Genomic DNA, 17,007 nt, shown 5'->3' on the forward strand with positions numbered 1-17,007 from the left:
GCTGTCACAGTTCAAAGTCATCTTCCAGATCTTCTTGGGCGGGCGCCCACTCGGTAAAAATCTCCGCCATGATTTCGTCCTTTGTTCCTCGGACAGAGCAGCCCTCATTGGCGTAGTCCTCCAGATTGGAGAGCCGTTCAGGGATACGGTAGAACGCAAACTGCCGTCCCGGTGTCTGAATGAACAGCCGCATTTCATACCCGTCCTTCGGGTTCATTGCGTCCATCAGTTCATCCAGGGTTCCAACCCGTTCGCAGGCTTCGTGCAGGATGGAGTGCAGCATATCTTTGGGGATCTCCGCAGACCAGAGAGAGTAATCGTCTTTCCCGTGACAGGTGATGGTCTGGACTTTTGCAAAGGCAATCCGGTCGATCTTCTCCAGCGCAGAGTTCAAAATGGCCTCAACCTCCGGCGGATGGTGGCCGCAGAGTTCCATATCCACCACAGTCCCCACAGCTTCCGCCTCTTGTTCGGTCAGAACGATGTCCACTTTTTTCTGTTCATAGGTATTTCCACGGCCATTGAGCATCAGGGAACATTCGGCAGCAATGCGGAACATCCTGTAATAGTCGTCCGCAGTTTCTCCCAATGTCTTGCCAGTGGCAAAGTTTTGAAAATAGCGCTTGCCGTCTTTGTCGCGGCAGGCCAGTTCAATGTCCAGATAAACACCTTCGCTGGCCCCAAAATTGGGAATACAGAGCGCCTGGTCAAATTCAGGCAGCTCGCCCGTCAGTTCATCGGAGAACAGGAAATACTCATCCGGGAGCAGACCTTTCAGTTCCAGGTGCGTTTGCAGTCTGTCAAAGGTTTCTTTTGCGTCGGCCATGCCGATGTGCCGGACACGCCGCTTTTCATCCGGCTCACTCCAGCGATCCAATTCAAAGGTTTTGATTTTTGCCAATTTTACACCTCCATGCCTTGTTCCGATTCTTCCTCGGCGCTCTGCTCAAATGCGGTTTCCAGCTCCGCCATGCGCTGACGGTCTAAATCCTCCACAGAACGCCCCTTCCGCATTTCCACCAGGTCGGTGTTAAAATCATTCAAATGCGGCACATGAACCGCGCAGGCATATCCCTTTTCGGTGTATGCCTTCATCCATTTTGCCGCTGTAAGCTGCCCCCAATTTCGCAGTTGCCCATTCTTGTCACGGGCCAGATAGTCATTGTCCACTGCAAACACCAGCCGCTTGATCTGCGGATGGCCTTCCAGATAACGGTCAATGGCTCCATTCCAAAGGCAGCCGGTAGAGATACGGTGATCTTGCATCCAGTCACGCCCATAAAAGTCAGCGGCAATAGAAGCATGGCTCATCAGGTCGATGGGCGCCTCGGTGACAATCAGCAGATCGGTTTTGCCCTCGTGGAAGAAGGGGTAGCTTTTATCTGAGCCGGTCGCATCCATTTTGAAGGAGCTGTTATCTCTGGCCGCCCGCATGGAGCAGTACCGGGCGGTTCCTTCCGCATCGTAGCCTACAAACACGCAGTTGCTATACTTCTTTTCCTGATAAATCATCTTCCGATTCATAAAGTGGCTTACGATTTTAGGGCTGATACCTCGGACAGAAACCAGATACCAATAGGCCCGCTTCATGTTGTCTGCCTTTTCAGGCAGCACCAGCGGCTCCCGTTCTTTTTTCTCATAGGGAACCACCTGCTTTACGGATGGAGAGAACTCCTTGCCGATCAGCTTGCCCACCGCTTCGGGGAAGGACAGGTTTTCTTCCCGCATGACAAAATCAATGGCGCCGCCTTTGACTCCATCATCAGGACCCGTCCATTGGAAAAAGCGATTGTTTTCGGGGAAGATGTAAAGCCCGCCGCTGTGCTTCATGTGGACAGCTTTGCGGCCTGCCTTTTCCGGCTCATATCCATAGCCACGGGCCAGGGACAGAATATCCACGCTGTTTGCTTTCCGAATCTCATCCTCGGTAAATTTCTGATACGCAGCGGCGCTTCTGCTCATATCACATCACCTCACAATTCCAAATCAGGCTCCTGTTCTTCGCTGCTCTCAATCACAGGCTCCTGAGTCATATCCTGATGAAAATGGTCAACGCCCGGAATAAGCGCCAGCGAAGAACCATTCTCCCAATGGCAATGAATTTGCCCCAGATCGTCAACGGAATCTACGATGCCGGTCAGTCCCGCAGGCATTTCACGGTAGGGATCTTCCATCTTTTCATCCAGAACAACCTTGGTTCCAGGCTGGTAGTTCTGCCGGATGAGCTTTGCCTGCTCGTACTGATATTCCGGCGATCTGGTGGGCGCTTTCTTTTCTCCCGGTTGGATCGGGATGCCCTCTGCATCGTAACAGGCAGGATCGGCAGCAGGAACATTCCAGCCAAACATGGAACCGGCCAACATAGCTGCCGCCTGTGCCTTTGAAATGCCCTCATGGGCATTGAAGTAATTTGCCAGAACCTTGTTATACTCACGGTCGCCGGTGGAGTAGGCACAGGGATAGTAGCCCTTTTCGCCGCGCCTGACCTCTATGAGCTGCCCGGAGCCGGGAAGAACCGCATAGCAATGTTCCGGCAGAGCAGCAGGATTAAAGTTCTTTGCCATAGTCAGCCTCCACTTCGTACTCCGCAGAGTCCGCCGCTTCGTCCTCATAGAACTCATCCAGGTCAAATCCGGTTTTTCCGATTTCCTCGTTGCTCATGCCGAGTTCATCTCTCAAATGGCGATATAAGTCCCATCCGGCATAGTTCTGTGCTGCCCAGGACAGCGCCTTATCCAGAATCAAACGGGCGCGATCTTCGCCCAGGCTCTCCAGAGAACCATTGCGGATGGCATTGAACTCATGGTCGGACAGGTTCAGCAGCCGATATGCTTTCTCAAGCTGCGGCTCCTTTGCACAGTCCGGGAGCATCAGATTTTCCGTCTGCTCCACAAAGCCATAGTCCAGATTGCTATACTGAACATCACCGGTACGGCAGGCCGCCCGGAACTGTTCAAAGCCCTTCATATTGCTGAAGCCCCGGTAGTCCATTGTGCCGCCGAGGATTTGGGCGCCGATGATGGTATGCAGCATTTCTTCATCCGTAGTGGCCGCCACGATTCGCATGGAACTTCGCTCCTTGCTCAAAGTGCAGCCATACAGGATGAAAACATTCGCTGTGTTATCAAGGCTCACAGTCTAATCCCTCCGTTTCTTCCTGCAATCGCTCCAAATACTCGTCGATGTCCGGTTCCTCATACTGAAATTGGAGCGATTCAACGATTGCCGGGTTACAGTCCTTCGGCAGATAATCCTTAATATCATTTTGAACATCACGGATTTCCCCCAGAAATCCCCAGCAGCTATCCACTTCCACATCTTCTTTGAAAAGCTGGAACCCATAACACTGTCCGGTAAGGTAGTAGTCGTACTCCTTGACTTCGGATTCCAGAACTTGACGAACTTTTTCCAATATTTCAGGGGTGATTTTCCCATATTCCCGTTCGATCATCTCTTTATCTGCGTAAATCCAGCCAACCTGACCGGAATCCCACGGGCAGGAAAAGCCGCAGGTGTTCATGGTGATCCCGCTGTGATCGTACAGGTAAAGCGGAAGAATCACCATGCCATCCATTTGTTCTACCAGCGAAAGCAGTTCACCGGTTGAGAGGGCAGAAAGGCAGTCATCCAAAAACCAGTCCGGGACTTCATCTTTCAATGAGGCCGCATAGCTGGAGGACACATACCAATCGCTGTTTGAATGCCAGTGCTGGTTCTCCTGCAATTCCCACTCCCGTGTGGATCGGTTGTATTCCAGACGGGCATCCTTGGCTTTGCCGGATTTGAGAAATGCGAAAACCGGATTGTTGCGGTCGTGGCCGCTGGAGTATTCAGAAAACAGCAGGCTCCGCAGGAAATCGCTCGGCTCGTCATAATCGTGCTTCTCGCCCAGACTGTATCTGCTGTGCCAGCAGACCATTTTTCCCAAACAGTCATAGTCCTCACGAGGGTTCAGAGGGGTATCATCATCCAGAATGAAAAGGGTGTAGGGCGCCATTGTCGCTGTCATCGGCATATCGCTTCACCTCCTTCCAGACAGGTCGGTTTGCTTAGTTGGCGCCGTGGCGGTTACGATACCAGCCAAAATAGAAAAGGCCGCCAATCATGGCGGCGGCAGCGGATACGCTCAAAATTGCTTTTTTCATATTGGCTCCTTTCAAAAACCAGATTTATAGTTCCATATCCTGTTCTTCCTCGCAGTCCAACACAGGGGTGTCCGGCGGGGATTCCCCGTGTTCTTCAAACTGCTGTCGGGTCTGAATCGCAGCGGACAGTTTGGCAAGCAGGTCAAACATTTTGGTGCTGTCCCGGCTGCCTTTGAAATAGCGGTAGTTCCATTCTCCAATTTGGGGATCGTACCGGATACTGTGAAGCGAATTGATGATCCAGCCCTGTGTTTTGAGAGGAACAGGAATTTCATGCTCACGAAAGAGCTGCATAATGAGAGATTTGCCGTTGATCTCCCGGTTTATCACCTCCTTTCCCGCCATAATATTTCCTTCGGCCTCACGGATGGCGGAATCGTAACGGGCCTGTCGTTCTTGTGCCAACTGCTGTTCACGGGCGTCTTGCTGCGCCCGTCTTTCATCAGCTTGCCGTTGCCGCTCCGCAGCAATGGGGGCATTGTGGGCTTTTGCTTCCTCATACCGTCCAAGCAGATTGGCAAATCCCAGATCAGCCCACCGGTCCGGGGCTTCCATACTCTGATTGAAAACCCTTTCGATCTCACCCCGGATGCCATGCTCCAGAGTGGGCAGCCATTTCAGGACTTCCTCAAGTCGGTGCCGCTGGTCAATGCCCACCATAAACCCGTCGCATGGAATATAAACCGTTTGGAAGAACTCCCGTTTCTTCTCCATTGTGTAGAGTTCAATGCCGTTTTCGTTGTAGAAGCGGTAGTAGAAGTGCTTGTTTCCCATCAGGTCTTTGGCAAAAACCCGGTTCTCGTCTTTTTCCTTTGGCGGGAAGATGTCCTTTTTCTTTTCATCCGGTCGGGTATAGCGGGGAGAAAGGCCGGTACGCTCCAAGCTACTGTTAATCACTTGCTGAACCTTTTCTATTCCGCCGTGGCTCTTGATAAAAAGTGCAAGATATTCCGCATCCCGCGCTGGGCAGAGATGCAGTCCGGTTTTGCCTTCATAAACAGCCCCTTTATACTGAAAGAGGTCAAGGCCAAAGTCATTCCGCAGCGGTTTCGTTTCCTGAACGGGTGTAAAAGCCCCCTCACGGAAGATATAGCAGACAGCCGAATGTTTCTCGCCCATATATCACCACCTCACATCACTGCTCTAGCTCATGCTCGTTGTCATCGTCCAGGCGCAGAGCAAGGAACTCTTTGATACAGTGTTCTGCCGCCTCGTCAGTGGGGTACAGCAGTTCCAGCGTCAAGTCGTCCAGGTTCTGATCTTCCAGACGGGGGTAGCCCGACAGCGTGTTTTTGATATACGCCGTGAGAAGATCATGGGGGCTGAATGCCTCCAGCAGCATGATCTTATACTTCGGCAGAAGCGCAGGAAGGAACTCTTTCAGAATCCCAATCTTCCTCGCCATCAGATCGTTGTCCGTTTTCATCCAAAATCACCTCGCTTTCCTGTAATGACTCAAACTCCAACTTGGTATTGATTTCTGTGAGTTGGGCAACCTTTTCCGACAATTCTTCCTCATAAAGAAACGGCTGTCCAACCTGCTGTTGGGCAACCGCCAGTTGTTTTTGTGTTTCTTTCAATTCGCGCCGTGCATCTTCAAGATAGTTGGGAATCCGTTCAGCAAGATTCTCGATACGGGTAATCGTTCCCTGACCGGAATTGCCTATATCCGTCCCATACAGCAAAGCGCCCCGCAGAATAATATCCCTTTCAAACGGATTGAAGTTCACGAAAAGAGAAAAGCCACGATACGAACCAATTTCAAACTCATATTCATCTTTTCCACGGCCTTCACTTATCATCCGATAAAGAAGGGCAAATGCTTCGCCCGCTGCCGGTCGCTCCGTATAATGCTTTCCATCCAGCACGATGGAGAAATCCTTGCCTTCGGTCTGACCCAACAGAGAAATGTCCTGCGTGACTCGCTCAATTTTCTGCTCATATTCCCGGATGCGGGATGGATATGTCAAGTTAACCTTGTGTTCCAAAGCAAGCTGTTCATTGCTCCACGCACCACGCAGAATTTTCAATTCCGTGACCCGGTTTTCCAATTCCATCTTCTGTGCGACCATCGGATTGTCGGTAGCGGCCGCCTTGAACTGTGCGGCAGACAGGACGGTTTCATCCACATCCTCACAAGAGCGGGCAATGTGTTTTCCGGTGAGAATCTGCGTGATATAGCGCAATTTCTGCTCCTGAATCTGCCAGAGATACGCATCAAATGTTCCTTTGGCTACGAATTGCTTTATCATAATTTCAGGGTTTTCGTTGCCCTGCCGTACCCCACGTCCATTTCGCTGTGTAATGTCAGAGGGCTTCCACGGACAGTCCAGATGGTCAATGGAGATTACCTTATTCTGAACATTCACGCCGGTTCCCAGTTTGCTGGTGCTGCCGATCAGGATACGGACTTTTCCTTGGCGGGTACGCTCGAACAGTTCCTGCCGCTGTGCTTCAGAAGTGGCGTCGTGAACAAAGGCTATCTCCGATTCCGGCACACCCTTTGCCAGCAGCACATTTCTTATTTCATCATATACATTGAATTTCCCGGCTTTGGGAGTGCCAACATCACAAAAGACAAGCTGCGTGGAAGCAGAGGCGGCGGTGTCCTTCCAAACCTGATAAACATCCTCAATGCAGACACTCAACTTACTTCCTGTACCATCCGCATCCGGTCGAATCAGGCGCGGGTCAATCGCCATCAGGCGGGCCTCACCGGTCAGCTTCAGCATATTATCTTCTTCCGGCTTCACTCGGCCGGTTCGGATTGCTTCCGCCCGCAGAATAAAATCGGCCATGATCGCCTGCTGTGCAGGTGTGGCTTCCACCGAAACAATCACCGCTTTACCAGTGCGAACAGCCGGGAGTCCGGGAATATCCAACATATCCGCTGTTTTGATGTCAGCGACCTCACGAAAGACAGCCATCAGTTCAGGGAGATTGTAGAAACGGACGAAGCGATCACGCATCCGATAGCCGCCGCCCTCCGGCTTCAATTCCAGCACAGAGGCTTTCTTTGCAAAATGGGCGATCCAGGTATCGAAGTAGGACCAGCCGAAGCGTTCCAACTCCTGCGGCTGCAAATACCGCTGCATGACGAACAGTTCGGAAATCGAGTTACTGATTGGCGTTCCGGTCGCAAATACTACACCGCGCCCCTGATTCGTTTCCTGTAAATACTGGCATTTGAGCAGCATATCAAAAGCGCGTTGACTGCTTGAGGTTGTAATACCAGCCACATTCCGCAGCTTCGTAAAGACAAAGCAGTTTTTGAAAAAGTGCGCCTCGTCCACCATCATCATATCTACGCCGAGCTGCTCAAAGGTCAGCAGATCGTCTTTCTTTTCCTCGGCAGACAGCTTTTTCAGCCGCTCATCCAGATTTTTGCGGAAAATGACCATCTGCTTGACAGACCAATTCTCGCCGTTTTCGCTCTTGATTTCATGGATTGCATTTTCAATATCGTTGATCTGCCGTTCCAGCATAGCAATCTGCCGCTCTGTGGAGATTGGGATTTTCTCAAATTGGCTGTGCGCCAGAATCACTGCGTCATATTCTCCGGTGGCGATTTTAGAAATGTAGCGGTTGCGGTTTTTGGGAGTAAAATCCTCTGCGGTGGATACCAAAAGGTTCGCATTGGGGAAAAAGCGGTAGAACTCTGTTGCCCACTGGCCCACCAGGGGATTGGGAACCACAAACACCGCCTTGTGGATCGCTCCCAGGTTTTTGAGGTACATCCCGGCGGCAATTAAAGCAGCGGTCTTTCCGGCGCCTACCTCATGTGCAGCAAGCCCCGTCCCGGTATAGATGACACGGGCAGCAAAATCAAGCTGGTGCTTCCGCAGCTTCATCTCCGTGTTCATGCCGGGGAATACCAGATGGCTCCCGTCAAACTCACGGGGACGAACCGTGTTAAAAGTGTCATTGTAGATTCGCAGAAGCGTATCCCGGCGCTCCGGTTCTTTCCAAACCCAAGACGCAAACGCCTCCTGAATCTGCTGCTGTTTGGCACGGGCAATCATGGTTTCCTGTGCGTTGATTACATATTTAACCGACTTGTTGCCCTTTTCATTGATGTATTCCTGCCGGTCACGGACAGTCGTGGACTGCATATTAAGGCAATCCTCAAAAATCTCATAAGCATTTTTCCGCTTGGTTCCAAAAGTCTGGTTGACCATTACGGAATCCGGTTCTGCGCTTTTATTGGTGACACGCCAGGTCGTGGTATAGGAGAAATACTCGATGTCAATGCGGTGCCGGTTGTCGCCGCCCTCGATGACCTTTTCATATCCGCTGGTCTGGAAGGTTTCATACATGAATTGGCGATAATACTCAATGGGAACCCAGATGGCGCCCATATTCACTTCAATGTCGGCAGGAGTCAGCGGCTCTGGCTGTACTTCCTCCAGAGCCTCGACATTCCGGGCAAAGAGTTCCGGTTCTTCCGCCGCCTTCTGACGTGCATAGAGCAGCTTATCCCTCACATGACCACTGAGATATTCTTCTGCGAGTTCCCATCCCTCCAGCGGGTTGCCGTAGTATTTTTGGGGATTGAGATAGATGCGAGTATCCAGTTCACGCACCAATTCTTCCGGTTCTTTTCCCGTCAGGAAGGACATATAGGGCAGATCCACCCGCAGCTTGTGATTCAGGCAGATTTGAAGGGCGTCCTCTGCGGTATCTGCATGATTGACCTGACGGAAGGGACGGATGGTGGCTTTGGTGAAGATCGCTGATTTATCCCAGCCGGTCTTGTCTTTCCGCTCATCCTCGATAGAGCGCAGCAGGGGGAATTGGTCATCATCAGAAAAAGCGAGGATGTTTCCTTTGGTATTGATGGCTCCATACTTTGCAACGAAGCGGTCATATACCTGATTAAGTGTGTCCTGCGCTTTCTGAAGATCAAGCGGGTCATACTCATGGGACTGGATGTTGATAACCTCCAGCAGCGCAGTACGAATCTCACACAGCCCCTTGATTCTTTCGGCCTTCATGCCGGTGTAAGGCTGTGGGATCAGCTTATCTTTTTCACAGAAGAAGATCTCGCCGTTCCGCACAACATAGGTGAAGTTTTTGGTTCCGGCCGGGGCGTCCTCATACTCTGCATTGCTTTCTTCCGGTTCGTCCGCCTCGATTTCTTCATCCGGCTCTGCGGTGAAACGGGCATACAGGGAATCAACCGCTTGGGTAAGATGCTGGTTCAGGTCAAAATCTTCCGGGGCAACACAGGCTGTCCCATCTTCGTTGCCGTACATATTCCGGCTGCTCACCATCTCGCCCATGAGCATTTCGGGATTGTCCTTGAAATAGCGGTTATAGGCGATCCATTTACTGCGGTCCAGGTCAGTTTCAATCCAGGACGGAAGATTCGTGCGATCAAGTTCTATGGGATGCGCTCTCTTTTTCAAGAAAACAACATCCGCTGTTACATCGGTTCCCGCCAAAGCCTTGAACGCTGTGTTGGGTAGGCGAATAGCACCGATGAACTCTGCCCGCCGCGCGATATATTCTCGAAGGCTCTCGTCCTTGCGATCCATAATTCCTTTGCTGGTGATAAAGGCAATGATACCGCCCGGTTTCGCAAGGTCCAGGGACTTAATGAAAAAATAGTCATGGATGTACGGGTTCAGGTCATTGTAGCGCCGATCATAGATTTTCACGGAGTTGAACGGGATATTGCCCAGAATCACATCAAAGCTGTTGTCCTCAAATTTGGTGGCTTCGTATCCCATGATGGAAATATCCGCATCAGGATAAAGCTGCTTTGCGATTCTGCCAGTGATGGAATCCAACTCAACGCCAAACAGCTTGCTCTCTTGAAACTGCTCCGGCAGCACAGAATAGAAGTTGCCGGTTCCCATACCAGGGTCCAGGATTTTTCTGTCGGGACCACCTTCAAAGCCAAACCGTTCCAGAGCGCGGTAAATGTGCCGGATCAGATCAGGCTCGGTGTAGTAGGCTGTGATGGTGGAGTTCATGGCCGCCTTGTATTCCACATCAGTCAGCAGAGATTTCAATTCCTGATATTCGTTCTCCCAACCAGAGGCCGTACTGGAGAAAGCGTTGGCAAGCCCGCCCCATCCAACATAACGGGCAAGGGTGATTTGTTCTTCCGGTGTCGCTGTCCGCTTTTCCAGCTCAATCTGCTTGAGCAGCTTGATCGCCATGACATTGTTTTTATATTTGGTCTTTGCTCCACTTGGATACAGGTCATAGTCCTCAGAAAAACGGAAGTTGTGTGCGGCGACCTGCGGCGCTGCAGGCGGCTCACGAAGGGGCGCCGGATCAGTGTGAGTGGCTTCATCCATAACAGCGGGCGCCTCTGCTGCTGTACTATCATCCATTCGTACAAAGGCACGAATGGGGCGCAGTTCCTCCAGTTCTTTTTCCAGCCGGTATTGCGTGTCCTCCAGATCGTCCATGTCGGCAGCTTCTTGGGGAGAGAGAATAGCCCCACCGTCCAGGCGCCGTACATAAGCGTCAAATTCCCGTGTAATATCTTCAAGGTCATTTTGTACCCGGAGATAGTCGGGATTGGGCTGCTCATCCACCACAGCTTGGTATAGGGCCGAACCATCCTCAGTTAAATACCCCCATACAATTTCCTCATTGGGATATTGCCCTTGCAGATAGCGGAGCATCTGGGTTGCGATACCTTGACGGCGATAGTCCTCCAGAACTTCAATCATGCTGATATGGGGCTGCCCCTCAAAAATGCTGTACCGGATGGTTCCAACCGTCAGTTCACCTCGGACCGCCTGCATCAGCATATCAATCTGCCCATGATGGGCGTCCAGGGCTTCATCCAAAATCTGCGTTTCCTCCTGCGAGGCTTCCGCAGTATTTTCTACCGGCTCCGGGACTGCCATGCGGCGGGCGTAGGCGTTGATTATATCCAGGGAAATCCAATCAGGTTTTTCCGGCAGTTGGGCATATAGTTCCCGCATTTTCTCAATCTGTGCATCCACACTGCCTGCCCACAAATGCTTTTCTGCCCGCTGTCCCGCCCCCAGAAAATACTCGCAGTCAGCACACAGACGGTCTAACAGACGGTATTGGTCACTGAAAGGCTGCACCTCATCCTGCTGTTCCGGCTGGCTGACAACAGGGGTTTCCAGATAGCGGCCTTCATCCACCAGGCGTTGCACGACACCGGCAGCCCGCGCCCAGGACAGCTTTGTTTCCTGTGTTTCGCCCTGCTCATCCTGCCATTCGATAGTGACACCTTCACTATTGAACATGGCGTATTTCACGCCCATTTCATCACCGGAGAACCCTTCATATCCATATAGCTTTTTTAGGAAAGTAGTAAATTCTGATCCGGTGGGGTGGGTCTGAGCAAACTCGTAGATTTGTTCTTTTTTTCCTGCGGTAAGTGGGCCTCTTTGCATGACACGCTCAACAAGCAGATCTTCCGTACTCTTTTCCAAGGACAGAAGGGAGAGCTGCTCCGGCTGTTCTTCTTCCACGACCGGAACAGCTTCGGCAGCCGGGCGCAAATCCACATCGACTTCTTCATCGTTGACCATCATAGAGGCCCGCACCGGCTCATAGCCTTGGCTGCGGATATTGTTCAGCCAGGTGGCAAAGAAACTGTTGAACCCGTTGATTGCTTTCTCGTATGCGGGGTCGTCGGGATCAGCCTCGTTATATACACCAATGCCGCTGTTCTCATAACTGAAAGCCCGAAGTGTCCCAGCCTCTTTGTCGATTTGGAAGTCCATATAAGGGTCATACATCCGGTCGCCGTTCTGCATATAGTAATGCTCCATGCAGTAATGGGAACCGTATTTATGGTGAATGACCAGAGGATAGTAGGCTTCTCCGGCCTCCAGCCGCAGATACTCATATTGACCGGACACAATCTCCGGGAACAACTCTTGAAAGCGGCGGAAATTCTTGTGCGCCGTCGTGTTTTCTTTGACGGGCGGCGGTGTAGGCTGCTCCGCTGTATCTGTGGGGAGAGCCGTTTCGGGGGCCTCCACAACAACAGGGGGATTTTCGTCAGGAACGGATGCAGGCTCGTCACCGGCTGCTGGCGTGTCGTTTTCCATTTGAACAATCGCCTGCGGCTTGACCGGTTCCACTACGGTTTCTCCGGCTTCATAGGCAACAGCATCCAGAACATAATCAAAATCCGCTTCTCCAATGGTCATTTGCCGGTGAGGACCGCCCATTTCATCAACTTCATCAGGGATGTTATAATCCCCGATGGGGTCAGGTTGCTCCTCTACAACAGGATTGGGATAGTCGCCATCCTCGATCATGGCATCCAGTAAAAACGCCAGCCCGTTCCAGGGAATGTAGGTATAGCCTTCATCAAAGAAAAATGAAATGCCATCTTCACCATGCAACCGGGTACGATAGAGAAAATCGCCCTGATATTCACGGTCGCCATAGGGAGTAAAGAGAGCCGCAATCTGCCGCCCTTTGTCTGACCAGTCAGGATTGAGCGGCGGTTCTGACAATACGCTGCGAACCGCGCTGTGCAGCTCTGGGGGGTATAGATTGGTGCTGGTCAGGATGTACTCATAATTGCGCCGGACTTCTGTATCGGTAAAATGACGTGTCGGTTGTTCCGCAGGAACAGAAAAAGAGCCGTCCTTTTCAGACGGCTCTCCCACAGGTGCGGCGCTTGGCGCCACTTCTGTATTTGGCTGTTCTTCGGTCAGCGGGGAATCAGGACTACGCTCTGGAGTACGGTTTCCTCCGCCATCAGTTTCAGACTGTTCAGGTGTCGCGTCCGCTCCATGATGTCCTCGGTCTGCGGAAGCGGCTCCTGCTGGAGCATTTGCTGCGTCAGGGCTTCGATCTTCTCGGTCGCCTCGTCCTGTACCCGGTGCATGATCTCCATCAGACTGCCATCCATTTTCAAAGTCGTAAATCGCTCCGGGTGATTCTCTCTGAGGTATTCCAGGGCCATCCGGCCGTACCTGCCCAGAGGTTGATCTGCTTCGCTGCTGTTGGAGATTTGCAGATCGGGAAGCATCATCCCGTCCTGCTCCCTGTATTTCAGATTGATATTCGGTTTGCTCATGTTGTGCCATCCTTTCACGATTGATAATCTTGATGTTCCGTTCTACTTCTAACAGGATACCTTTGGAAAGGGCGGTTACTGCCGTACCCAGATGTGCAACCAGCGGGAGTGTATTAAAATGGCTGACCGTCGCCATACCGTCACTCAACTGGATTTCTTCATCCGGCAGGTGACACTTTTTGCCGATGAAATAAGAAATGCTGTCGGTCAAAAGCTGGATGTATTGGGCTTCAAAACCACCGGCCGGGATCTCGGTGAACAAATGGCCTTTGGTTTCCTGCTTGAGTTCCTGCAAAAAGTGGTTGTAATTCTCTGCGACAGATTCGCTTGCCATCGCATACAGCGCTTGGGGAAAATCCTGCTTGGGGAAACCGTGTGCATACGACAGGCGCTCGGTCAGGGCCTTTTTCATTTCATCGGAAAGCTGCCAGTCCGTAGGATGAATCTCTTTGCCAGTAGTTTGGCTTACATCAAAGAGATAGTCAAGAGTGAGTTTGGCATTCCGGTAGACGCAAACGGCTACGCCCTTTGCACGGGGAATCAAATTTCTGCCTATGGTGGCCCATTGCTTTCGTGTTGCCAGAATCGAAACATCCTCGTCCTGTGCGTACACAAGAAGTATGTTGTCAAAACTGTGCTTATGGAACTGCGATGCAAATGCCAGATAATCCCGCCAGTTGTGTTCATTTCGGACAATATAGGGAGCCATGACTTCATATATCGTCCGCAGGCGTTCATCATTTCTCAACGGTATCTGACCTCCTTCCTGTATTGGTGATTATGGCCGGTTATCCGGCCTCTTGCTCGGACTCCTGTCCTTTCTGAGCAAAGTAGAGGGCAAGCGCCTCGTCCACAATGCTGTCGAACTCTTTCTGGCTGATGCTGGCGGTAAAGTATTTCTTGTAAATCGCCGGTTTGACCTTGAACGCCGTAGCCGTGGATTTCTTGGGTTTCCGGTTAAACTCGCCGGACAGAATCTGTTCGGTGCGCTCCGGGGTCAGCTTTCCGGTATATTCCCGCAGCAGGATAACCTTTCCCTCATTGACCTTGTACTCATTTCCCGAAAGCACATCGTCAACCATCTGCTGTTCCTGTTCGGTCAAAAAGGAGAGCTGTACGGCTGCCACAATCGGGAACTCGGCGTCATCAATTCGCCTTTTCAGCGGAGTAATCAACTCATTGATGCGGAGATAGTTCGCAACGGCGCGGCCTTTCAGGTCATATTCTGCGCCTACAACATCACGGCTTTTCGACTTGTGGCACTCAATGCCACAAGTCCCGGTTTCCCTGATTTCATCAGGGTTTTCAAGCCGTTTCAACTCCTCGACAATATCGTTCCGGCGCCCCTGACAGATCATCTTGGAATAGCGCAGAGCCAGCACCGCCGCTTTTTCAGAGGGCAGCATTTCGGAGAAGGAGCGTTGCAGGACATTGGTTTCGATCACATAAATCCAGGCATCTTCATCGGAAAGATTTTCCTTGACGATACAGGGAAGTTCACGGTTTGCAATGGCTGCGGCGTTCTGCCGGTTATGACCGGCCAGCATTTCATACTCAAAGCCATCTTCATCCCGTTCGATTTTGCGGATGATGACGGGATTCAGGACCCCATGTTCCGAAATGCTTTCTACCAGATCATTGAGCCGGTCGCCCTCATACAGCCGGAACGGGTGGCCTCGGAAAGCACGAATGGCCTGCGGGGGAAGGGTGATGATGGTGTTCTTGGTCGGCAAGGATACGGAAGGGGTGGGTTCAATAGGTCTTTCTTCTGCGGCATCCAAGCCCAGAAGATCGTCAATGGACTTGATGCGCGGATTGATTTTAGGCATTTGCCAGCACCTCCTTTGCAAGTTCCAGATAGGCAAGAGAGGCGGGGTTTGCCTGCTCCAGTTCCATGACGCTCATTCCGTAGCTGTTTGCGTCCCCCACCTTGACCGTGTAGGGAATCTGACAGTTGAAGATGGGGAGCGATTGGAATGCCTTTGTGACCTGACCGTATGTACGGCGATACAGGTTCGTCCGCTTGTTGCATTTGGTGAACAGGATACCGCCGATCTCAATGCTGGGATTTAATTTCCGCTTGATTTTCTTGATGGTGTCCACCAACGCCTGCAAACCGGTCAGAGCGAACAGTTCCGGGTCAATCGGGATGATTACCTCGTCGGCAGCCGTTAAAGCGTTGATGGTCAACGAGCCAAGAGAGGGGTTGGTGTCCACGATAATGTAATCGTAGGACAGCCGCAGAGGGTTCAGCAGAGCGGCCAGGTAGTCATTGCTGTCCGGCGTCATCAGCAGATTTGCCTCCGCAACGGTGAGAGATCGGCTGGAAGGGATCAAGTCCACAGAGCCGATTTTCTGGATGAACTCGTTGGTATCCGGCAGAGATTCGTCCAGAAGCAGATTGGTGATAAGAGTCCCGGTATTATAGGGCGCCTGGGTCGGCAGGACACCGAAACTGGTGGTGAGGTTATACTGGGGGTCAAAGTCAACTACCAAGACCTTCTTGCCCATCTCGGCCAGCGCGTAGGACAGATTTCGGACCGTGCTGGTCTTGGCTACCCCACCTTTCTGGTTGGCTACAACAATTATTTTCCCGCTTTCCATGATAGAAAACCTCCTATATTTTCGTGGAATTTTTGTGATTTCAAGCGTTTGTTCAAGTATGCGTCACTGGCCATAAAGTCGATCATATTGACCTTCGGGATGATAAATGCCGGACCATGTGAAAGAGCTTTTAGCTTTTTCGTTCTGATCCATTTTGCGACCGTAGATGCCGTGGCGCCTGTTAATTCCGCGGCCTCTCTCGTGGAAACTATGTCGGGAATGTCCCGGAAACTCTCTATGTAGTATTTTCGCAGTTCCTCCGTTGTCACAGAGTCGGGAAGCAGGGGCTTGACTGCGTATGTCCCGCTATATGAGCCGGGGGGAAGTTTGTATTTTTCGGGGTGGATTTCCCTGCGCTCAAGGTAGCGAACTATGTCTTTCATCTTTATGGTGTAATTCCGGGTCTTTTTCCCACTCTGTACGCAGGGAACCAGACCGGATTGCAGCAGATAACGAGCTGTGCGTTTGCTGATATGACAGATAATGCGGAATTGCTCTTTTTGGACTGTTTCTGGGTACTGCTTCAGCAAATAGCGATACTTTGATGCCTGTGCCACATCACTCGCCTCCTTTTTTCTGCCACAGACGCTCAAATGTATCCATCAATTCCTTTTGGAGAGGGGTCTTTCGGCGGATACTGCGGTAATATGGGCTTATCAGAAAGTCCAGCATAAAATCCTTTGGGACGATGTACTGTTTCCCAGGCTGGAAAGCCTTCAGAATCCCTGTGCTGATCCACCGCACGATTGCCGAGGACGAAAAGCCTGTGATCTGCTGAATATCCTTTACGGAAAGCAGGTCTGAGTAGGGAGAGAGGTGTTCGTCATAGAATGTTCTCATAGCACAGATATAGGGACTATCTGCTTCCTGTCTGCACTCACGCCGATAGAGATAGGCAAGAATGTCCGTCAGCTTGATTTTGTGGCTACGGATCAGGTGGTTTTGCTCAATGGTGTAGGGAATCTCACCTTGTTGCTCCAAATTGTAGGCGGTCTTGGGACAGATGTGGCAGATCTCGCATAGTTCCCGTTTGGTTACATAGGCGGGATACTTTGCGGCGATGTCGGGGTAATACTTGGTCAAATCCATGTGCAGCACTCACTTTCTTGTTCATCTGTCATTGGTAGGTGAGGTACTTCACTGGTGCGTCGTATAATGTTGACTTTTGAAATGAGTTCAAATAAAATTAGGATGACAAATCAAATTGAGATTTGCGTTTTC

General features: G+C 51.3%; 14 protein-coding genes. 1 reads left to right on the forward strand and 13 read right to left on the reverse strand.

What is annotated here, in order from left to right; genetic code table 11:
• Window positions 1–4: 4 nt before the first annotated feature.
• From ACKTS9_RS09750 to ACKTS9_RS09790, 9 genes are all read right to left on the reverse strand, one after another.
• Complete coding sequence (locus ACKTS9_RS09750) at window positions 5–901, reverse strand: hypothetical protein (protein WP_407880463.1); 897 nt, start codon at window positions 899–901, stop codon at window positions 5–7.
• Window positions 902–903: 2 nt separating this feature from the next.
• Window positions 904–1,962, reverse strand: a complete 1,059-nt coding sequence (locus ACKTS9_RS09755) for a DUF3991 domain-containing protein (protein WP_407880465.1) — start codon at window positions 1,960–1,962, stop codon at window positions 904–906.
• Window positions 1,963–1,973: 11 nt separating this feature from the next.
• Window positions 1,974–2,564 (reverse strand): DUF4314 domain-containing protein, encoded by a 591-nt coding sequence (locus ACKTS9_RS09760; RefSeq protein WP_407880467.1) that lies wholly within the window; start codon window positions 2,562–2,564, stop codon window positions 1,974–1,976.
• The gene (locus tag ACKTS9_RS09765; protein ID WP_407880469.1) at window positions 2,548–3,135 is read right to left on the reverse strand and encodes a hypothetical protein; all 588 of its coding nucleotides are present in this window, start codon (window positions 3,133–3,135) and stop codon (window positions 2,548–2,550) included. The genes ACKTS9_RS09760 and ACKTS9_RS09765 overlap by 17 nt, the downstream gene beginning before the upstream one ends.
• Window positions 3,125–4,015 (reverse strand): hypothetical protein, encoded by an 891-nt coding sequence (locus ACKTS9_RS09770; RefSeq protein WP_087399512.1) that lies wholly within the window; start codon window positions 4,013–4,015, stop codon window positions 3,125–3,127. Before ACKTS9_RS09770 ends, ACKTS9_RS09765 begins: the two co-directional genes overlap by 11 nt.
• A gap of 154 nt (window positions 4,016–4,169) precedes the next feature.
• Window positions 4,170–5,264: a hypothetical protein gene (locus ACKTS9_RS09775; RefSeq protein ID WP_087415527.1), complete on the reverse strand. Its 1,095-nt coding sequence runs from the start codon at window positions 5,262–5,264 to the stop codon at window positions 4,170–4,172.
• 16 nt (window positions 5,265–5,280) lie between these two features.
• Window positions 5,281–5,550 carry a hypothetical protein gene (locus tag ACKTS9_RS09780; protein ID WP_143287905.1) on the reverse strand — a complete coding sequence of 90 codons (270 nt, stop codon included), beginning with the start codon at window positions 5,548–5,550 and terminating at the stop codon, window positions 5,281–5,283.
• Complete coding sequence (locus ACKTS9_RS09785) at window positions 5,492–12,769, reverse strand: GNAT family N-acetyltransferase (protein WP_407880473.1); 7,278 nt, start codon at window positions 12,767–12,769, stop codon at window positions 5,492–5,494. The genes ACKTS9_RS09780 and ACKTS9_RS09785 overlap by 59 nt, the downstream gene beginning before the upstream one ends.
• 44 nt (window positions 12,770–12,813) lie before the next feature.
• Complete coding sequence (locus ACKTS9_RS09790) at window positions 12,814–13,182, reverse strand: TnpV protein (protein ID WP_025544199.1); 369 nt, start codon at window positions 13,180–13,182, stop codon at window positions 12,814–12,816.
• A 118-nt stretch (window positions 13,183–13,300) separates the two neighbouring features.
• Here ACKTS9_RS09790 and ACKTS9_RS09795 point away from each other — a divergent pair, with 118 nt between their 5' ends.
• Window positions 13,301–13,960, forward strand: a complete 660-nt coding sequence (locus tag ACKTS9_RS09795; protein WP_407880475.1) for a hypothetical protein — start codon at window positions 13,301–13,303, stop codon at window positions 13,958–13,960.
• 10 nt (window positions 13,961–13,970) lie between these two features.
• Here the strand turns inward: ACKTS9_RS09795 and ACKTS9_RS09800 are convergent, their stop codons facing one another.
• From ACKTS9_RS09800 to ACKTS9_RS09815, 4 genes are read right to left on the reverse strand one after another with little or no spacing between them, the layout of a single operon-like run.
• Window positions 13,971–15,011, reverse strand: a complete 1,041-nt coding sequence (locus ACKTS9_RS09800; RefSeq protein ID WP_407880477.1) for a ParB N-terminal domain-containing protein — start codon at window positions 15,009–15,011, stop codon at window positions 13,971–13,973.
• The gene (locus tag ACKTS9_RS09805; RefSeq protein ID WP_055180661.1) at window positions 15,004–15,786 is read right to left on the reverse strand and encodes a ParA family protein; all 783 of its coding nucleotides are present in this window, start codon (window positions 15,784–15,786) and stop codon (window positions 15,004–15,006) included. The genes ACKTS9_RS09800 and ACKTS9_RS09805 overlap by 8 nt, the downstream gene beginning before the upstream one ends.
• Window positions 15,768–16,343, reverse strand: coding sequence for a helix-turn-helix domain-containing protein (locus tag ACKTS9_RS09810; RefSeq protein ID WP_407880480.1), 576 nt, complete (start codon window positions 16,341–16,343; stop codon window positions 15,768–15,770). Before ACKTS9_RS09810 ends, ACKTS9_RS09805 begins: the two co-directional genes overlap by 19 nt.
• A 1-nt stretch (window position 16,344) precedes the next feature.
• Window positions 16,345–16,875 carry a helix-turn-helix domain-containing protein gene (locus ACKTS9_RS09815; RefSeq protein WP_407880483.1) on the reverse strand — a complete coding sequence of 177 codons (531 nt, stop codon included), beginning with the start codon at window positions 16,873–16,875 and terminating at the stop codon, window positions 16,345–16,347.
• Window positions 16,876–17,007 lie beyond the last annotated feature (132 nt).

Origin of the sequence: Owariibacterium komagatae (assembly GCF_045865535.1) — a bacterium.
GTDB lineage: Bacteria > Bacillota > Clostridia > Oscillospirales > Ruminococcaceae > Ruthenibacterium > Ruthenibacterium komagatae.

Excerpts from the sequence above, each read along its gene's own strand:
- ACKTS9_RS09755 (WP_407880465.1), bottom strand. The coding sequence starts at position 1,962 with ATGAGCAGAAGCGCCGCTGCGTATCAGAAATTTACCGAGGATGAGATT.
- ACKTS9_RS09760 (WP_407880467.1), bottom strand. The coding sequence starts at position 2,564 with ATGGCAAAGAACTTTAATCCTGCTGCTCTGCCGGAACATTGCTATGCG.
- ACKTS9_RS09770 (WP_087399512.1), bottom strand. The coding sequence starts at position 4,015 with ATGCCGATGACAGCGACAATGGCGCCCTACACCCTTTTCATTCTGGAT.
- ACKTS9_RS09775 (WP_087415527.1), bottom strand. The coding sequence starts at position 5,264 with ATGGGCGAGAAACATTCGGCTGTCTGCTATATCTTCCGTGAGGGGGCT.
- ACKTS9_RS09780 (WP_143287905.1), bottom strand. The coding sequence starts at position 5,550 with ATGGCGAGGAAGATTGGGATTCTGAAAGAGTTCCTTCCTGCGCTTCTG.
- ACKTS9_RS09790 (WP_025544199.1), bottom strand. The coding sequence starts at position 13,182 with ATGAGCAAACCGAATATCAATCTGAAATACAGGGAGCAGGACGGGATG.
- ACKTS9_RS09795 (WP_407880475.1), top strand. The coding sequence starts at position 13,301 with ATGGCTGACCGTCGCCATACCGTCACTCAACTGGATTTCTTCATCCGG.
- ACKTS9_RS09800 (WP_407880477.1), bottom strand. The coding sequence starts at position 15,011 with ATGCCTAAAATCAATCCGCGCATCAAGTCCATTGACGATCTTCTGGGC.
- ACKTS9_RS09805 (WP_055180661.1), bottom strand. The coding sequence starts at position 15,786 with ATGGAAAGCGGGAAAATAATTGTTGTAGCCAACCAGAAAGGTGGGGTA.
- ACKTS9_RS09815 (WP_407880483.1), bottom strand. The coding sequence starts at position 16,875 with ATGGATTTGACCAAGTATTACCCCGACATCGCCGCAAAGTATCCCGCC.